The 15,165-nt window shown below is 70.5% G+C and carries 15 protein-coding genes and 2 pseudogenes; 12 read left to right on the forward strand and 5 right to left on the reverse strand.

Annotated elements, in window-relative coordinates; all coding sequences use genetic code 11:
• The first annotated feature begins 55 nt into the window (after nt 1–55).
• The gene (locus tag K1X59_RS07385) at nt 56–940 is read left to right on the forward strand and encodes a DUF817 domain-containing protein (RefSeq protein WP_183152329.1); all 885 of its coding nucleotides are present in this window, start codon (nt 56–58) and stop codon (nt 938–940) included.
• Here the strand turns inward: K1X59_RS07385 and K1X59_RS07390 are convergent.
• On the reverse strand, nt 852–2,549 hold the full coding sequence (locus K1X59_RS07390; protein WP_244632497.1) for a DEAD/DEAH box helicase: 1,698 nt from the start codon (nt 2,547–2,549) through the stop codon (nt 852–854). The genes K1X59_RS07385 and K1X59_RS07390 overlap by 89 nt on opposite strands.
• A gap of 196 nt (nt 2,550–2,745) precedes the next feature.
• Between K1X59_RS07390 and K1X59_RS07395 the strand changes: the two genes are divergently transcribed.
• Nucleotides 2,746–3,459: a ferritin-like fold-containing protein gene (locus tag K1X59_RS07395; RefSeq protein WP_183152331.1), complete on the forward strand. Its 714-nt coding sequence runs from the start codon at nt 2,746–2,748 to the stop codon at nt 3,457–3,459.
• 16 nt (nt 3,460–3,475) lie between these two features.
• Here K1X59_RS07395 and K1X59_RS07400 read toward each other — a convergent pair whose 3' ends face one another.
• Together K1X59_RS07400 and K1X59_RS07405 are read right to left on the reverse strand one after the other, a co-directional pair.
• Complete coding sequence (locus K1X59_RS07400; RefSeq protein WP_183152332.1) at nt 3,476–3,763, reverse strand: hypothetical protein; 288 nt, start codon at nt 3,761–3,763, stop codon at nt 3,476–3,478.
• A gap of 7 nt (nt 3,764–3,770) precedes the next feature.
• Nucleotides 3,771–3,995, reverse strand: coding sequence for a DUF3107 domain-containing protein (locus K1X59_RS07405; protein ID WP_183152333.1), 225 nt, complete (start codon nt 3,993–3,995; stop codon nt 3,771–3,773).
• Nucleotides 3,996–4,167: 172 nt separating this feature from the next.
• Here K1X59_RS07405 and K1X59_RS21110 point away from each other — a divergent pair, with 172 nt between their 5' ends.
• The 7 genes and pseudogenes from K1X59_RS21110 (at nt 4,168) to K1X59_RS21140 (ending at nt 10,863) form a co-directional block, all read left to right on the forward strand.
• Complete coding sequence (locus tag K1X59_RS21110; protein ID WP_258567152.1) at nt 4,168–5,946, forward strand: UvrD-helicase domain-containing protein; 1,779 nt, start codon at nt 4,168–4,170, stop codon at nt 5,944–5,946.
• On the forward strand, nt 5,877–6,230 hold the full coding sequence (locus K1X59_RS21115; RefSeq protein ID WP_258567153.1) for a hypothetical protein: 354 nt from the start codon (nt 5,877–5,879) through the stop codon (nt 6,228–6,230). The genes K1X59_RS21110 and K1X59_RS21115 overlap by 70 nt, the downstream gene beginning before the upstream one ends.
• Complete coding sequence (locus tag K1X59_RS21120) at nt 6,176–7,387, forward strand: PD-(D/E)XK nuclease family protein (RefSeq protein WP_258567154.1); 1,212 nt, start codon at nt 6,176–6,178, stop codon at nt 7,385–7,387. The genes K1X59_RS21115 and K1X59_RS21120 overlap by 55 nt, the downstream gene beginning before the upstream one ends.
• Nucleotides 7,384–8,499, forward strand: a pseudogene (locus tag K1X59_RS21125) (UvrD-helicase domain-containing protein); the annotation flags it as partial. The gene K1X59_RS21120 and the pseudogene K1X59_RS21125, both read left to right, overlap by 4 nt.
• A gap of 319 nt (nt 8,500–8,818) precedes the next feature.
• Nucleotides 8,819–8,959, forward strand: a pseudogene (locus K1X59_RS21130) (hypothetical protein); the annotation flags it as partial.
• 48 nt (nt 8,960–9,007) lie between these two features.
• On the forward strand, nt 9,008–9,472 hold the full coding sequence (locus K1X59_RS21135) for a hypothetical protein (RefSeq protein WP_258567273.1): 465 nt from the start codon (nt 9,008–9,010) through the stop codon (nt 9,470–9,472).
• Nucleotides 9,473–10,017: 545 nt separating this feature from the next.
• Nucleotides 10,018–10,863, forward strand: coding sequence for a PD-(D/E)XK nuclease family protein (locus K1X59_RS21140; RefSeq protein WP_258567155.1), 846 nt, complete (start codon nt 10,018–10,020; stop codon nt 10,861–10,863).
• On the opposite strand, the gene K1X59_RS21145 is transcribed toward K1X59_RS21140, so the two are convergent.
• Both K1X59_RS21145 and K1X59_RS21150 read right to left on the reverse strand, forming a co-directional pair.
• Entirely contained in the window at nt 10,809–11,264 is a 456-nt protein-coding gene (locus tag K1X59_RS21145) for a hypothetical protein (protein ID WP_258567156.1), read from the reverse strand. The genes K1X59_RS21140 and K1X59_RS21145 overlap by 55 nt on opposite strands.
• A complete protein-coding gene (locus tag K1X59_RS21150; RefSeq protein WP_258567157.1) occupies nt 11,261–12,193 on the reverse strand; it encodes a hypothetical protein in 933 nt (310 codons plus the stop codon). The genes K1X59_RS21145 and K1X59_RS21150 overlap by 4 nt, the downstream gene beginning before the upstream one ends.
• 64 nt (nt 12,194–12,257) lie before the next feature.
• Here K1X59_RS21150 and K1X59_RS21155 point away from each other — a divergent pair, with 64 nt between their 5' ends.
• From K1X59_RS21155 to K1X59_RS07430, 3 genes are read left to right on the forward strand one after another with little or no spacing between them, the layout of a single operon-like run.
• Nucleotides 12,258–12,734: an NADH pyrophosphatase zinc ribbon domain-containing protein gene (locus K1X59_RS21155; RefSeq protein ID WP_258567158.1), complete on the forward strand. Its 477-nt coding sequence runs from the start codon at nt 12,258–12,260 to the stop codon at nt 12,732–12,734.
• Between the two features lie 2 nt (nt 12,735–12,736).
• Nucleotides 12,737–13,138, forward strand: a complete 402-nt coding sequence (locus K1X59_RS21160) for an NAD(+) diphosphatase (protein WP_258567159.1) — start codon at nt 12,737–12,739, stop codon at nt 13,136–13,138.
• Complete coding sequence (locus tag K1X59_RS07430; RefSeq protein WP_220174084.1) at nt 13,135–14,856, forward strand: ATP-dependent helicase; 1,722 nt, start codon at nt 13,135–13,137, stop codon at nt 14,854–14,856. Before K1X59_RS21160 ends, K1X59_RS07430 begins: the two co-directional genes overlap by 4 nt.
• Nucleotides 14,857–15,165: the final 309 nt, after the last annotated feature.

Genomic DNA, 15,165 nt, shown 5'->3' on the forward strand with positions numbered 1-15,165 from the left:
ACTCTGTCGGCCATCTCCCGGCGACCTGTCGACCGGGACCGCTAGGTTTCCTGGCATGCAGCGAGCGACCTCTCTGGAGCGCCGCGTCGACGGGATCGCTCACCGCCTTCTCCGCGACGCCCCGGCGGACGGCATCCGCGCCGGCCTGATCGAATTCACGGTCTTCGTCCTCAAGCAGGCATGGGCGTGCATCTTCGGCGCGGCGCTGCTGGTCGTGATCGTCGCAGCCCGGCTGTGGTACCCCGACGACGCGGCCCTCGCGCGCAATGACGCGCTGACGATCGCGGCCGTCCTCATCCAGATCGCGATGCTCGTCTTCCGGCTGGAGAGCGGCCGCGAGCTGTGGGTCATCGTGCTCTTCCACATCACCGGCACCGTGATGGAACTCTTCAAGACCGATGTCGGCTCGTGGGCGTATGCCGCAGACGGGTTCCTCCGCATCGGCGGGGTTCCCCTGTTCAGCGGCTTCATGTATGCGGCCGTCGGCTCGTACATGGTGCGCGTCTACCGCCTGTTCGACCTCGGCTTCACCCGGTACCCCCGCCGCTGGATCACGGCCGTCCTCGCGGCGGCGATCTACGTCAACTTCTTCGCGCATCACTGGTGGTGGGATGCACGCTGGGTGCTGCTGGCCGGTGTCGTCGTGCTGTGGCTGCCGACCGTGATGCACGCACGCATCTGGCGTCGGACGATCAGGCTCCCGCTGCTCGTGGTGTTCGCCGGCGTGGCCCTGTTCATCTACCTCGCGGAGAACATCGGAACGTGGGCGGGTGCATGGGCATATCCCGATCAGGCCGAGGGATGGCAGCCCGTGTCCCTGAGCAAGCTGAGCTCGTGGTTCCTGCTGATGATCATCTCGGTCGTGCTGGTCGCCTGGGTGTATCCGCCGCAGGTGCCTGCGGCGCTGCTCCGGGAGGACGAGGCGAGGGCTCGACTCTGACGCGTCGCCGACCTCGGCGTGACGCGGACGACGAAGGGCGCGTGCCGCGGATGACCCTCCGCTGCACGCGCCCTTCGTGAGGCGATCGTGTCTCAGGCCCCCGTGACGGGTGCGGCGCCCGCGCCGGAGCCGCCGCGACGACGGCGGCGGCGGCGCGCCGGAGCCGGCTTGCCGTCGTGGTGCTCCTTGCCTGCACCGTCGTGGGTGCCTGCCCCTCGGCGCCGCGGGGCGCGGGGGAGGACTCTCCCTCGCCGGAAGACGTCTCGGCGGCGCCCTCGACGAAGGTCGAGCCGACCGGGGTGGTGCTGTTGCGGCGACGACGCCGGCGACGCGTGCCGCCCTCGTCGGTACCTTCGGCGGCTGCGTCGGCAGCGCGCTCCGGACGGCGGGTGCGCTCCGTCTTCACCGACTCCGTCTTCGGAGCGGAGACGAGGCGGCCCTTCGTTCCGGCGGGGATGTCGAGGTCTTCGTAGAGGTGCGGGCTCGACGAGTACGTCTCGATGGGCTCCGGCTGGCCGAACTCGAGGGCGCGGTTGATGAGGGCCCACTTGTGCAGGTCCTCCCAGTCGACGAAGGTGACCGCGATGCCCGTCTTGCCCGCGCGTCCTGTGCGGCCGGCGCGGTGCAGGTACGTCTTGTCCTCATCGGGGATGGTGTGGTTGATCACGTGGGTGACGTCGTCGACGTCGATGCCTCGGGCGGCCACGTCGGTCGCGACGAGCACGTCCTTCTTGCCGGCCTTGAACGCGGCCATCGAGCGCTCGCGCTGGTCTTGGCCCATGTCGCCGTGCACGCCGCCGACGTTGAAGCCGCGATCGCTCAACTCGTCGACGAGGCGCTGCGCCGCACGCTTGGTGCGGGTGAAGATCACGGTCTTGCCCCGGCCTTCGGCCTGCAGGATGCGGGCGATGACCTCGTCCTTGTCCATGGAGTGCGCACGGTAGACGAGGTGCTTGATGTTGGCCTGCGTGAGGCCCTCGTCGGGGTCGTTCGCGCGGATGTGGATCGGGTTCGTCATGAAACGACGGGCCAGCGCCACGATCGGGCCGGGCATCGTCGCCGAGAATAGCTGGGTGTGCCTGACCGCCGGGACCTTCTGGAAGATCTTCTCGATGTCGGCGAGGAAGCCGAGGTCGAGCATCTTGTCCGCTTCGTCGAGCACGACCTCGGTCGCGTTCGAGAGGTCGAGCAGCCGCTGTCCGGCGAGGTCGATCAGACGCCCGGGAGTTCCGACGACGATCTGCGCGCCGGCCTTGAGCTGATCGATCTGACCCTCGTAGGCCTTGCCGCCGTAGATGGCGACGACGCTCGTCGAGCGGTTGCTGGTGAGCAGATCGATGTCTTCGTACACCTGGACCGCGAGCTCGCGGGTCGGCACCACGATGAGCGCCTTGACACCGTGCTCCGGGTCCTTTCCGAGCCGCTGGACGACGGGGATGCCGAAGCCGAAGGTCTTTCCCGTTCCGGTCTTCGCCTGGCCGATGATGTCCTGGCCGGGAAGACCGAGGGGGATCGTCTGCTCCTGGATGGGGAACGCGTCGACGATGCCCTTCGCGGCGAGTGCGTCGACGATGTCCTGATCGATGCCGAGATCGGCGAAAGTTGTCACTTTATTCAGATTGCCTGTCCGGCGACCCTGCGGGATCGCCACGTAAACGGAGCCACGCCGTCTCTTGTGCCACAGGCGCGGGGCCCCGCTCCGACGGCGGGGACACGCCCAGCCTACCCGAGGGGTGGTGCGGACCAGGAAGGAGGCGACGGCGCGGGTATTGTGAACGTCGTGGTGGACTCGGGAGGAAGACCTCGTGGTTAAGTGGTTCTGGCAGCGCGAAGACGCGCCCCGACGTACCCTCGCTCTGCGCAGCCGAGGGGAGCAGAGCGACGCGACGCGCATCGACTTCGCCGAGCTCGCCCCCGAGCTCGACCGTTTCCTCGGTCAGGCCGCGTATCTGCAGCTCGGCTACTTCGAGACCCTCACCCGGCTGATCCGCGCGACACCCGAACTGTCGGAGAAGGAGTCCCTGTCCCGTGCGGCCGGTGCGGCGTTGACCAAGCACCGCGGCATCGTCGACCTCATCGCCGAGCGCGGCGACGACCCGACGCAGGTGATGCTCCCGTTCCGGGAGAACCTCGACGCGTTCCGACGCAAGACGATCGGCGCGCGACCGCGCGAGACGCTGCTGGCGGTCTACATCACCGCCGGCATGCTCGACGACTTCTACCTCGCACTCGCTTCGAGCTACGGCGAGATCGGGCGGCGGGCAGCCGAGGTCCTCCGCGAGGACGACGCGCGCCATGAGATCGTCGCGATCATCCAGGAGACGATCGAGAGCGACGAGGAGTGGCGCTCGCTCCTGTCGATGTGGGCGCGGCGTCTCGTCGGCGACACGATCCTCGTCTGCCGTTCGGCGCTGCGGCCGGAACTGCTCGAAGTGTCGGATGACCGCATCGAGCCGGTCTACACCGAGCTCATGGGTGCACACGCACGCCGTATGGATGCGATGGGGCTCGCCTCCTGAGCGGACGACGCCGACGTCAGATGCCGAGCGCGGCGCGGGCCGCCGCATCGGACCGGCGGCGCAGACGAGTGGTCGCCCATGTCGCCAGCGCCGCGATCGCGACAGCGCCCAGAACGCTCGCGAGCCACAGCCAGATGCTGTCTTCGCCGACGCCCGCCCACTGCAGACCCGTGTAGAGGAGCGCCGACGCGGCCGTCGCGATGGCCGGGGCGAGCGCCACTCCGCGCAGCTCTCGGTCGGCGATCATGAAGTGCACCGCGATCCCGAGCGCGCACGCTCCGATGAGTGCGAGGAGGATGTACATCGTCGGATCAGGCGACGAAGCCGACGCGGCGGGACTCCTCGGTTCCCAGCTCGATGTAGGCGAGATTCGCGGTCGGCACGATGTAGGAGTTGCCCTTGACGTCGGCGAAGCTCACGTGCGTGGCGTTCTGCTCCAGCGCGGTCGAGACCTGCGTGCGGACCTCGTCCGCGCTCGAGGCGGTGTCGAAGCTGAGTTCGCGGCCGGTGTTGATGATGCCGATGCGGATTTCCACGCGTGCTCCTTGAAGTTCGGGGACTGGGGCAACTCTACCCCGCACGCCGCGGCGGGGATCGGCCGCAGGGGGCGGTTTCGCCGTGAGCGCACAGGCGCGCGCAGGGCCGCCGGGTCCCTGCGACGGGCGCGACCGCACTACGATGTCGGCTCGTCCGGATAGCGTGGACAGCATGACATCGGATGCCGCGCAGCGAGCCGTGATCGCCGCACAGCCCTCCGCATCCGGCGTGATCATCGGAGCGCCGGGGACGGGCAAGACGCGCACGCTGGTCGACCGCATCGTCCACCTGCTCGACGAGCAGGGCATGCGCCCGGAGCAGGTGCTCGCGCTCACCCCGAGTCGCCAGGCTGCGACGGCGCTGCGCGATCGGGTCGGCGTGCGGATCGGCCAGGCGACACCGGGACCCCTCGCGCGGTCGCTCGGGTCCTTCGCCTTCCAGCTGGTGCGCGGAGCGACGGTGCAGGAAGGAGCGGAGCCGCCTGCTCTGCTCACCGGCGCGGACCAGGACCGGATCATCGCGGAACTCCTCGCCGGCGACGCCGAAGACGGTCGCATCGCCTGGCCCGAGGCGCTCAGCCCGTCGGTGCGCGCATCGAAGGGCTTCCGTTCCGAGCTCCGCGCCTTCCTCGCCGAGTGCACCGAGAGCGGCATCCACCCCGAAGAGCTCCGCGAGTCCGGCGACGACGTGTGGGTGGCGGCGGCCGAGTTCCTCGTCGAGTATCGGGCGGTGCTCGACGCCTCACGCGCGGCGCACCGCGATGCCGCCGACCTCTTGGCCGAGGCGAGCACGGTCCTCCAGCGGGCGCAGCCCTCGACATTGGGTCCGCTCGCGCCCCTGCAGGTCGTGCTGATCGACGACGCGCAGGAGCTCACACGCGGCGGGGTCGCCATGGTCCGTGCGCTGCGCGGCCGCGGGATCGCCGTCCTGGCGTTCGGCGATCCCGACATCTCGTCCGGGTCCTTCCGCGGCGCCAGCCCGGAGCTCTTCGCCCAGCTCGTCGGTGCCCTGGGCGAGGTGCACGTGCTCGACGGCGCGCACCGGCAGCGGCCGGCGCTGACCGCGCTCACACGTACAGTGACCCAGGCGATCGGCGTCTCCGGGCGGGTCGAGCATCGCCGTGCTCCCGCGGCCGTTGGCGCCGAAGAGATCGAGTCCACCGTGTCGACGTTCATCGCGCCGTCGCCGTATGAAGAGTTCGACCGCATCGCGGGAGTCATGCGGCACTGGCATCTCTCCGAAGGGGTCCGTTGGGATCGGATGGCGGTCATCGCCCACGACACCCGACAGGTCACGACACTGGAGACGGAGCTGGCTGCGCGCGAGATACCCACACGTGCCGCGGGAGTCCAGCGCCCTCTGGGCAGCGAGGGGATCGTGCGAGACATCGTCGGGATCGTGCGGCTGGCGCTGACGCCGATCGAGGAGCGCACTTCGGAGGCACTCGAGGAGGCGTTGCGGACGCCTTTCGGCGGGATGGACGCGATCGGTCTCCGGCGACTCCGCGGGCGGCTCCGGCACATCGAGCTCGAACAGGGTGGGTCGACGCCGGCACGCGAACTGCTGCGCCAGGCGATGGCGAACCCGGCCCATCTGACGCTCATCGACGCGCCGGAGTCGCGCACGGCCGAGCGTTTCGCGGAGACCATCGCGGCCACCTCCAGGGCTGCGCTCGAGGAGAGACCATCCACGACCTGCTCTGGCGGGTATGGGATCAGGCGCGCGCCGTCGACGGGCGGCGGCTGCAGGTCGCGTGGCGCGAGATCTCTCAGCTGCCCACCGGAGCGGAGACCGCGCGATCGCTCGACGCCCTGGTCTCGCTCTTCGATGCGGCGAAGCGCTTCGTCGAGCGCACGCCCCACGAGAACGCGGAGAGGTTCGTGCGTGACATCCTCGACAGCGAGGTGCCGGAGGACTCGCTGTCCACTCCCGACCGGCCGGGGAAGGTGACGTTGCTGACTCCGGCCACGGCCCTGGGCACCGAGTTCGATGCGGTCGTCGTCGCCGGCGTGCAGGACGGCGTCTGGCCGAACGTCCGACTGCGAGGCGGGCTGCTGCAGACCTGGCGCCTGGCCGACACGATCCAGGCGGCACGCACCGGCACGAGCGTCGAGCCCCCGGCGTCCTCGACCGACGACGTGCGGCATTGCACGACGAACTGCGGCTCTTCGTCCGAGCGGTGTCGAGGGCGCGGGATCGGCTCTTCATCACCGCGGTCGATGACGACGATCTGACGCCGAGTCCGTTCTTCGGCTTCCTGCCTGCTCCGGAGCCTCCGGGACGCCACGCTTCCGCCGAGCATCCGCTCACACTGCGCGGACTCGTGGCCAGACATCGCCGCACGCTCACCTCGGCGCACGCGGAGTCGACGCGAGCGGACGCCGCAGAGCAACTGGCCGTCCTCGCGCGCGAGGGCGTGCCCGGTGCGGCTCCCGCCGAGTGGTACGGGGTGGTGCCGGCGTCGACCGACGCTCCGCTGCGCGACCTCGCCGTCGCGGGTGCACGGGTCTCGCCGTCGAAGATGGAGTCGTACGAGGAGTGCGGCCTCAACTGGGTCGTGTCGGCGCTCGGTGGCGATACCGTGATGCCGCCGACGGCCGGCATCGGCACGATCGTGCACGAGGCGATGGAGCGCGTCCCCGACGGTGACCTGGAGCGGATGCGCGCGATCGTCGCGGAGCACTGGCCGGAGCTCGACTTCGAGACCGAGTGGATCGGCCGTAAAGAGAGACGCCGCGCAGACGTGCTCGTCGATCGACTGCACACCTACATCGGGGACGTGCGCCGAGAGGGCGGCCGCGTGATCGGCAGCGAGTCGGAGTTCCGGTTCGCCGTCGACGTCGCCGGAGAGACGGCAGGCGGAGACGTTCCCACAGTGCGTCCGGTGGGAGAGGATCGCGCGAACCAGGCGGTCATCCACGGCTACATCGACCGGGTCGAGGCATATCCGCCCGGTGCCGGAGAGCACGCCCATGCACGCGGCCGCGGTTGGGAGCGGATGTCCGGCGGCCCGGAAGGTTCCACCGTCGTGGTCGACCTCAAGACGGGGAAGAACGACCCGGAGTCCGACTCCGGGGTGCTCGAACACGCGCAGCTCTCCGCCTACCAGATCGCCGTCCAGCAGGGGCTGATCGAGGGCGCATCGCCCGCGTCGCTCGCGGGTGCGCGACTGGTCGTCGTCTCCAAGACCCTCGCCAAGAGCGACTACCGCATCGCGCACCAGCACACGCTGGACGACGAATCCCGCTCCGCGTTCCTGCGGCGGGTCTCCGACGCCGCCCGCGGTATGTCGGCGTCGAGCTTCACCGCCCAGGTCGAGTCGCATTGCGCGGATACACAGCGCCGTGTGCACCCGTGCCGCATCCACACGGTGCCGGCGGTCAGCTCGTGACGGCGTGGACGACGGGAGAGGGGATATCCGCCACCGACATCGCCGCGGCTCTGGGGCAGCCTTCGCCGACCCCGGCGCAGCAGCGCGTGATCGAGGCCCCGCCGGCGCCGGCGCTGGTCGTCGCGGGAGCAGGGAGCGGCAAGACCGAGACGATGTCTGGGCGAGTGGTGTGGCTGGTCGCGAACGGGCACGTGCGGCGGGACGAGATCCTCGGCCTCACATTCACCCGCAAAGCGGCGGGCGAGCTCGCGGAACGGATCGGGCATCGGCTCGCGGTCATCGACGAGTACGGGCGCCGCGGTCTTCTCCCGCACCTTGCGGAGATCGTGGCATCGGGCGCGTTGCGCCGTGTCGACGAGGCCGCGCAGGGCAGGCAGCGCGAACTCGTCCGCGCGCACGTGCTCGACGAACTGGCGGCGCATCACGGCACGGGCTGGACTCCCGCGACGCCTCGGGCGGCGGAAGACCTGATGATCCGACCGCGCGTCTCCACGTACAACGCCTTCGCCGACGGCATCGTCCGCGAGCACGCTGCGAGGATCGGGCGCGATCCCGACGTGGCGATGCTCAGCCAGGCCGCGTCGTGGATGCTCGCGCGGGAGGTCGTGCTCCGCAGCGACATCCCCGAGCTGGAGAACATCGAGTTCGCGCTCGGCACCGTCATCGACGCGGTGCAGCGGCTCGCCGGAGAAGCGCTGGACCATCGCGTGGACCTCGATCTCGCCGAGCGCATCGCCAGGGAGCAGGCCGTCGCGTTCGAGCCCTATCGGGGCAATGCCGACGTCGACAAGGCCGCGGTGAATCTGCTGAGCCTGTCGACGCTCACGCGCCTCGTCCGCGACTACATCTCCGAGAAGGAGCGCCGCGGCGTGCTCGACTTCGCGGATCAGGTCGGGGGAGCCTACGACATCGTCGAGTCCGCGCCCGATGTGCGGGCCGAACTGCGCGAGCAGCACCGCGTCGTGCTGCTCGACGAATACCAGGACACCTCGGTGATCCAGACGCGCTTCCTGGCGGAGCTGTTCCGCGATTCGGCGGTGATGGCCGTCGGCGACCCGCACCAGTCCATCTACGGCTGGCGAGGTGCGAGCGCCGACAACCTCTACGCGTTCTCGGGGACGTTCTCGAGCACGGGCACGGCACAGACGTACAGTCTCATGACGAGCTGGCGCAACGATCGGGGCATCCTCGGGATCGCGAACCGTGTGCTCGAACCACTGCAGCGCCCCGGCCTGGATGTCCCGCCGCTCGAACCGCGTCCAGGAGCAGGGGAGGGCAGCGTGAGCGTCGCGTATCCGCTCACGGTCGACGAAGAGGCGGCAGCGGCGGCCGAGTGGTTCGCCGCACGCAGAGCCGAGCACGATGCGCGCGGGTCCGGGCCAGGATCGCGCCCCCCACACGGGTGCGATCCTGTTCCGGTCGAAGCGTCACATGCAGACCTTCGCGGCGGCGCTCGCGGCACGGGGCATACCGCACCGCATCCTCGGCCTCGGCGGGCTGCTCGCGACGCCGGAGGTGGTCGACGTCGTCTCGACGCTGAGAGTCGTGCACGATCCGACGGCGGGGTCCGCGCTGATCCGTCTCCTCACGGGGCCGCGGTTCGGTGTCGGCGTCGCCGACATGGCGGCTCTCTACGATCTCGGTCGTACGCTCTCCGAGCGTGACACGGCGATGGCGCCGCTGCCGGAGGAGGTGCGCGCACGGTTGCGATCCTCGCGTGGTGCCGATGAAGCGGTGTCGATCGTCGATGCGGTCGACGTGGTGCGAGCGGTGCGCGACGACTATCGACTGCTCGAGGCGATCACGCCCGAGGGTCGCGCGCGGATCCGGGCGGCGGGGGAGATGCTGGAGCGGCTGCGGCGGGCCTCCTCGCAGCCGATCCCCGAACTGATCCGGCTGATCGAGCTCGAGCTGCGCCTCGACATCGAACTCGCCGCGAACGAGACCAGGGGCCCTGCACGCATCGCGGCAACGCAGCTGCGTGCCTTCGCCGACGAGGTGCGCGCATTCCTCGCCGCCGACGACCGGGGAGCATCGGCAGTCTGCTCGCCTGGCTCGACAAGGCGGAGAGCACGGACGAGCTGATGCCGCGTCCGGAACCTCCGGAGGCCGGCGTCGTGCAGCTGCTCACGATCCACGGATCCAAGGGACTGGAGTGGGACGCGGTCGCTGTGGTCCGGCTGGTCGTCGACGAGCTTCCCAGCCGCGTGTCCAACACCTCGGGCTGGTTCGGGTTCGGCGTCGTGCCGTTCGAGCTGCGCGGCGACAGCGGTGCGCTCCCGCGCTTCGAGTGGGACCCCTCGAGGCCGTGGGCGGTGAGACCGACCCCGGCAAGCGGCAGAAGCTCGCCCAGGCGTCCTTGTCCGGCGGCGCGACGAAGGCGAACCCTCAGGGTGGTGCGCTCAAACGCTTCAAAGACGCCTATCGCGCCTACCAGCAGCAGGAGGAGCGGCGTCTCGCCTATGTCGCCGTCACGCGTGCACGGACCGACCTCCTGCTCAGCGGTGCGCACTGGGCAGGGCAGAAGGCCCCTCGCACCCCGAGTCCCTTCCTCGCGGAGGCGATCGAGGTGCGGGGGCTCGATCCGATCGAGTCCGTGGATCCCGAAGACAACCCGTACGACGGCCCCGGTGCGACACTCCGGTGGCCGCTCGACCCGCTGGGGGCACGGGGAGGCCGTGACCGCGGCGGCGTCCACGGTGGAGGCCGCTGTGCGAGCGGGTGCCGCGGAGCCGACGATCGAGCTGTCACGGCTGCTCGCCGAACGCGCCGCCCGGCAGCGCGGCACCGACGCCGAGGCGCCGACGCGTGTGCCGGCATCGCGGTTCAAGGACTACGTGACCGACTTCGCCGGGACGTTGTCGTCGATCGTCCGACCGATGCCGGAACGCCCGTATCGGCAGACGCGCCTCGGCACGCTGTTCCATGCCTGGGTGGAGCAGCGTTCCGAACTCGTGGGCGTCGGGAGCCGCATCGACGAGGCGCTGTGGGAGGTCGATGAAGACGTGTCGCCGGATCCGGCCCCGCGGGCCGACGCTCCGGGGACATCGGCCGATGCCGCAGATCTCGCGGTCCTGCAGGCGACGTTCGAGCGCAGCGAGTGGGGCGGACTGAAACCGATCGCGGTCGAGATCGAGATCGACTTCGCGCTCCGCGCCGACGCCGACAAGACCGACGACGAGGGGCGGGCGCACATCGTGATCTGCAAGCTCGACGCCGTCTACCGGCGCGCCGACCGCATCGAGATCGTCGACTGGAAGACGGGGCGGGCTCCGCGCACCGAGAAGGAACGGGATGAGCGGATGCTGCAACTCGCCCTGTACCGGCTCGCCTACCACCGTCGCTTCGGTGTGCCGCTCGACGAGATCGACGTGGCGTTGTACTACGTGGCGGACGACCTGATCATCCGCGGCGACCGCGTCTACTCGGAGGAGGAGCTCTTCCAGCGCTGGAGTGCTGCACGCGCGGCACGCTGAGCTTCGTCCGAGTCGTCGTCGTCGGGTGCGGCTGCGGTGGCGGGCGGTGCGAGCGGATGGGAGTCCTCGCGCGCGCCGGCGACGCCGCTGGTCCCCGCGAACAGGCTCGCGACGCCGGAGAGGTCCTCGGTCGGGATGTCGAGCATCGCGGCGCGGCGCTCCTCCTCGTCGGTGCGTCGACCGGATGAGACGCCGGGCAGCATGTCTGGCGTGGATTCGGGTCCTCCGTCGGAATCCGTGTCGGAGCGGGCGTCCGACTCGTCCGCCGATTCCGACCACAGCTCCTCGGGGTTGTAGGCGTCGGTGTGCATCGACGTGTCGACGTCGGCGACCGCGGTCTTCGGCACACGATCGAGAGCGTCGAGGGCGGAGTCGACGCCGACGTTCCTGGCGTGGATCACGCTGAGGTCGTCGGCGCGCAGTCCATCAGCGAGCGCTGTGAGAAGCGCGGCCGCATCGTCGACGATGTCCGCTCGACGCATCGAGTCCCCATGCACGAGCCAGCGTGCGAACTCCAGCTCGGCGAGCAGACGCGCACGCACCTCCAGTCCGCTGTCGGTCGCCCGATCGATCGATCGGGCGTAGGCACGATGCACGTCGTCCGCGGCGTCCGGCGCCGCAGACAACCAGGAGAGATCGACCGCGGGGTCTCCGACGGAGAGTCCATGCCACCCGACCAGGCCGATGACCTCCGGGCCGCGCTCGGGTCGTCGTCGAAGAGGAAGGACGTGGCCTGCACGCCGCCCAGGACGACGGTCGATTCGAACCGCCACAGGTCGTCGTCGGCGACGGCTTCGCGCCAGCGGACGGTGAGACGGGCGGGCACGCGTCCTGTGGCCGCAGCGGTGTCGACGAGGCGCTCCAGGTCGGCGCGACTCTCCTCGGCGCTACGCGTCGCGAGTCCCGCGCTGCGCACGACGGAGGTGGGCAGTTCATGGACGGCCGCGATCGACGCGCCCATCGACTCGGCGGCGCCACGCCCCGGCGGCACCATGGCCGCCTCGATCTGGAACCCGGGCAGCAGCTCGGTGACGAGCGCGCTCGCGTCACCGATGCGCGTCTCGCCGATGTATGCGGGGGCGCGGAACGGGAGCATGGCACGCGCTCCGTCCGTCAGTGCGCGCAGGGCGAGAGCCTCGGCGGCGAGTTCGCGCCCGGCGTCGTCGTCATCGGCGACGCGGATCGCGAGCTCGCGTCCATCGGCGAGCGAAGCGACCGCGGAGTCGAACCGTCCGTCGCCGTCTGCGCTCAGGCTGCGGGCGCCCGTGACCTCCGCCCCGGGCAGTGCAGCGGTCACGGCCGCGGCTAGAGTGAAAGGAGAGCGTCCCATGCCCCCAGGGTAGGTCGGCTCAGGGGCGGTCCCGCCTCCGCCACGCCCGTGAGAGAGGGAGTCGATGACCATTCAGCGCCCGTCGTTCGACCGTGCAGCCGAACTCCGTGAGGAACCGGGCGTCCTGGACCGTCTTCGCGGCGACGCCGCCACGCGGGTCGTCGTCGTCCGTGAGGGGCGTCTGCGGGTCGTGGATTCCGCGCTCCTGCGCGTTCCGGCCTCCGCGGTCGGCGATGCGACGTGGGCCCTGCTCGGACGCGACGCCGACGGCTCCGCTCTGCTCCTCGCCGCCGCCCCGCCGGAGACCGACGCGCTCGACTCCGCGCCGGATGAGGTCTGGCTCGGGCTGCGCGATCTCGGAGGACGGATCGACGAACAGGAGTCCGAGGTGCTCGTCGGCGCCGTCGCGCTCGCGGGCTGGCTCCGTGATGCGCCGTTCTGCCCCACGTGCGGTGGCGGCACCGAACTGCGGCAGGCCGGGTGGTCGCGACGGTGCCTCGTGTGCGCCCGTGAGCACTTCCCCGCACCGACCCGGCGGTGATCGTGGCGGTCGAGAGTCGCGACGGCGAACGTCTGCTGCTCGGCGCGAACGCGAACTGGGGCGGACGCATGTACTCGTGCTTCGCCGGTTTCACCGAGGCGGGGGAGTCGCTCGAGTCGACGGTGCACCGCGAGATCGAGGAGGAATCCGGCGTGCGGCTGTCGTCGCTGCGCTACATCTCCTCGCAGGCCTGGCCGTTCCCTCGTTCGCTCATGGTCGGCTTCCGTGCCGTGGTCGACGACGAGGATGCGGCGCTCGCCGACGGGGAGGAGATCATCGACGTGCGGTGGTTCACTCGGGCAGAGATCGCGTCCGCGCTCGAAGGGCGCGGACCGGTCGGGCTTCCCGGCCCCGCGTCGATCGCCCGCGCCCTGATCGTCGACTGGTACGAGGGCCGCACGTGAGCGCACTCGATGCCCTCGATGAGCGGCAGCGGGCAGCAGCATCCGTCCTCCGGGGACCGGTCGCCGTGCTCGCCGGCGCCGGCACGGGGAAGACCCGCGTCATCACGCACCGCATCGCGCACGGCGTCGACACCGGTGCCTATTCGCCGTCGAGGGTGATGGCCGTCACCTTCACGGCCAAGGCCGCCGGCGAGCTGCGCGGACGGCTGCGCGCCCTCGGTGTGGAGGGCGTCGCCGCCCGCACGTTCCACGCGACCGCGCTCGCGCAGCTGAACTTCTTCTGGCCGACGCTGGCCGGCTCTCCCGCCCCGTCGATCATCGACAACAAGGTGCGGATGCTGGGGCAGGCCGCCGATGCGATGCGACTGCGTCCCCGCACGGCGACACTCCGAGACATCGCCTCCGAGATCGAGTGGCGCAAGGTGTCCATGCTCTCGATCGATCAGTACGCCGCGCTCGGGCGTCCGATCAGCGGCGTCGATGCGGGGCAGCTCGTCGAACTCATGCGCGGGTACGAGGCGCTCAAGGACGACCGGCGTCAACTCGACTTCGAGGACGTGCTCCTCGCCTGTGCGGGCATGCTCGAGGCGGAGCCCCGCGTCGCGGCATCCGTCCACGAGCAGTACCGTCACTTCACGGTCGACGAGTTCCAGGACGTCTCTCCGCTGCAGAACCGGCTGCTGGAGCTCTGGCTGGGCGATCGGCACGACATCTGCGTCGTGGGCGACGCGAGTCAGACGATCTACTCCTTCGCGGGTGCGCAGCAGCGGTTCCTGCTCGAGTTCGAACGCCGCCATCCCGACGCGACGGTCGTGCGACTGGAGACGAACTACCGGTCGCAGCCGCCGATCCTCACGGTCGCGAACGCGTTGATGCACGGCCGCCCCGGTGCACTCGAGCTCGTTCCGGCGCGAGAGCAGTTCTCGGCCGATGCTCCGACCGTCACCGCGTACGACACCGAGGGGGAGGAGGCGGCCGGCATCGCGGCGGGGATCTCCGCGCGCCTCTCGGACGGCGCGTCACCGTCGGAGATCGCGGTGCTCTATCGCGCGCATGCGCAGTCCGCCGTGCTCCAGCAGGCGCTCGCCGCGGAGGGGATCGCGACGTCGGTCCTGGGCGGGACCAGGTTCTTCGCGATGCCGGAGGTGCGCCAGGCGATCCTGGCGCTCCGGGCGGCAGCCGTGGCCCCCACCGAGCACGGGTTCCTGCCCGGTGTCCAGCGTGTGCTGCGCGAGCTCGGCCTGACGGAGGAGCCTCCTGTGGCCGGCGGCGCTCAGCGTGACGGATGGGAGGCGCGACGCGCGATTCTGCGGCTGGCCGAGGAGGCCGGACCGGACGCCGACCTCCGCAGCTTCAGCGATGCGCTCATGGCGCGGGCGAAGGATCAGCATGAACCGACCATGCGGACGGTGACGCTCTCGACCCTGCATGCTGCGAAGGGCCTGGAGTGGCCGCATGTGTACCTGGCGGGCTGGGCCGAGGGGTCGCTGCCCATCTCGTACGCGACGAGCTTCGAGTCCATCGACGAGGAGCGGCGTCTGGCGTACGTGGGCGTCACGCGGGCCGCGCGAACGTTGTCGTTGTCGTGGTCGAGGTCGGCTGGTCGCGGGGAGCGGGCACCGTCGAGGTTCCTCGCCGAGATGGGGACCACGGCTCGCGGCACCGGCATTCTTCGTGAAACGACACCGAACGCCACTCGCGCGAGCCATCGGCGCTGACCCGCACGAGTCGACCGGTGTCCTCGTGCTCGGCGAGGAGCTGGGCGGCGAGTCGGCCGGCTTCGGCGACCTGGACGGCGCGGAGAGGTCCGGGGTCGCGGTCGATCATCTGCGTGTGCAGCAACGGCCACGCCGGGTCGAGGGCGGTTGAGTGGGCGTCACGGCAGGCGAGGCAGGCGGATGCTCCGGGGATCACCAGCGGCCCGACGATCACGCGTCCCGGTTCGAACGCCACCGGGAGGTGAGGCGTGTCGTCTCGCAGGAAGCGTGCGAACTGCAGCGCGGCTGCGGCTCCCCGGACCAGGACGA

It is taken from the genome of Microbacterium sp. Se5.02b, from assembly GCF_019464375.1.
Classification (GTDB): domain Bacteria; phylum Actinomycetota; class Actinomycetes; order Actinomycetales; family Microbacteriaceae; genus Microbacterium.

Bases quoted from the DNA above. Each gene is read 5' to 3' on its own strand.
- K1X59_RS21155 (WP_258567158.1), top strand. From the start codon at position 12,258: ATGACCATTCAGCGCCCGTCGTTCGACCGTGCAGCCGAACTCCGTGAG.
- K1X59_RS07400 (WP_183152332.1), bottom strand. From the start codon at position 3,763: ATGTACATCCTCCTCGCACTCATCGGAGCGTGCGCGCTCGGGATCGCG.
- K1X59_RS21135 (WP_258567273.1), top strand. From the start codon at position 9,008: ATGGCGGCTCTCTACGATCTCGGTCGTACGCTCTCCGAGCGTGACACG.
- K1X59_RS21150 (WP_258567157.1), bottom strand. From the start codon at position 12,193: ATGGGACGCTCTCCTTTCACTCTAGCCGCGGCCGTGACCGCTGCACTG.
- K1X59_RS07385 (WP_183152329.1), top strand. From the start codon at position 56: ATGCAGCGAGCGACCTCTCTGGAGCGCCGCGTCGACGGGATCGCTCAC.
- K1X59_RS21110 (WP_258567152.1), top strand. From the start codon at position 4,168: ATGACATCGGATGCCGCGCAGCGAGCCGTGATCGCCGCACAGCCCTCC.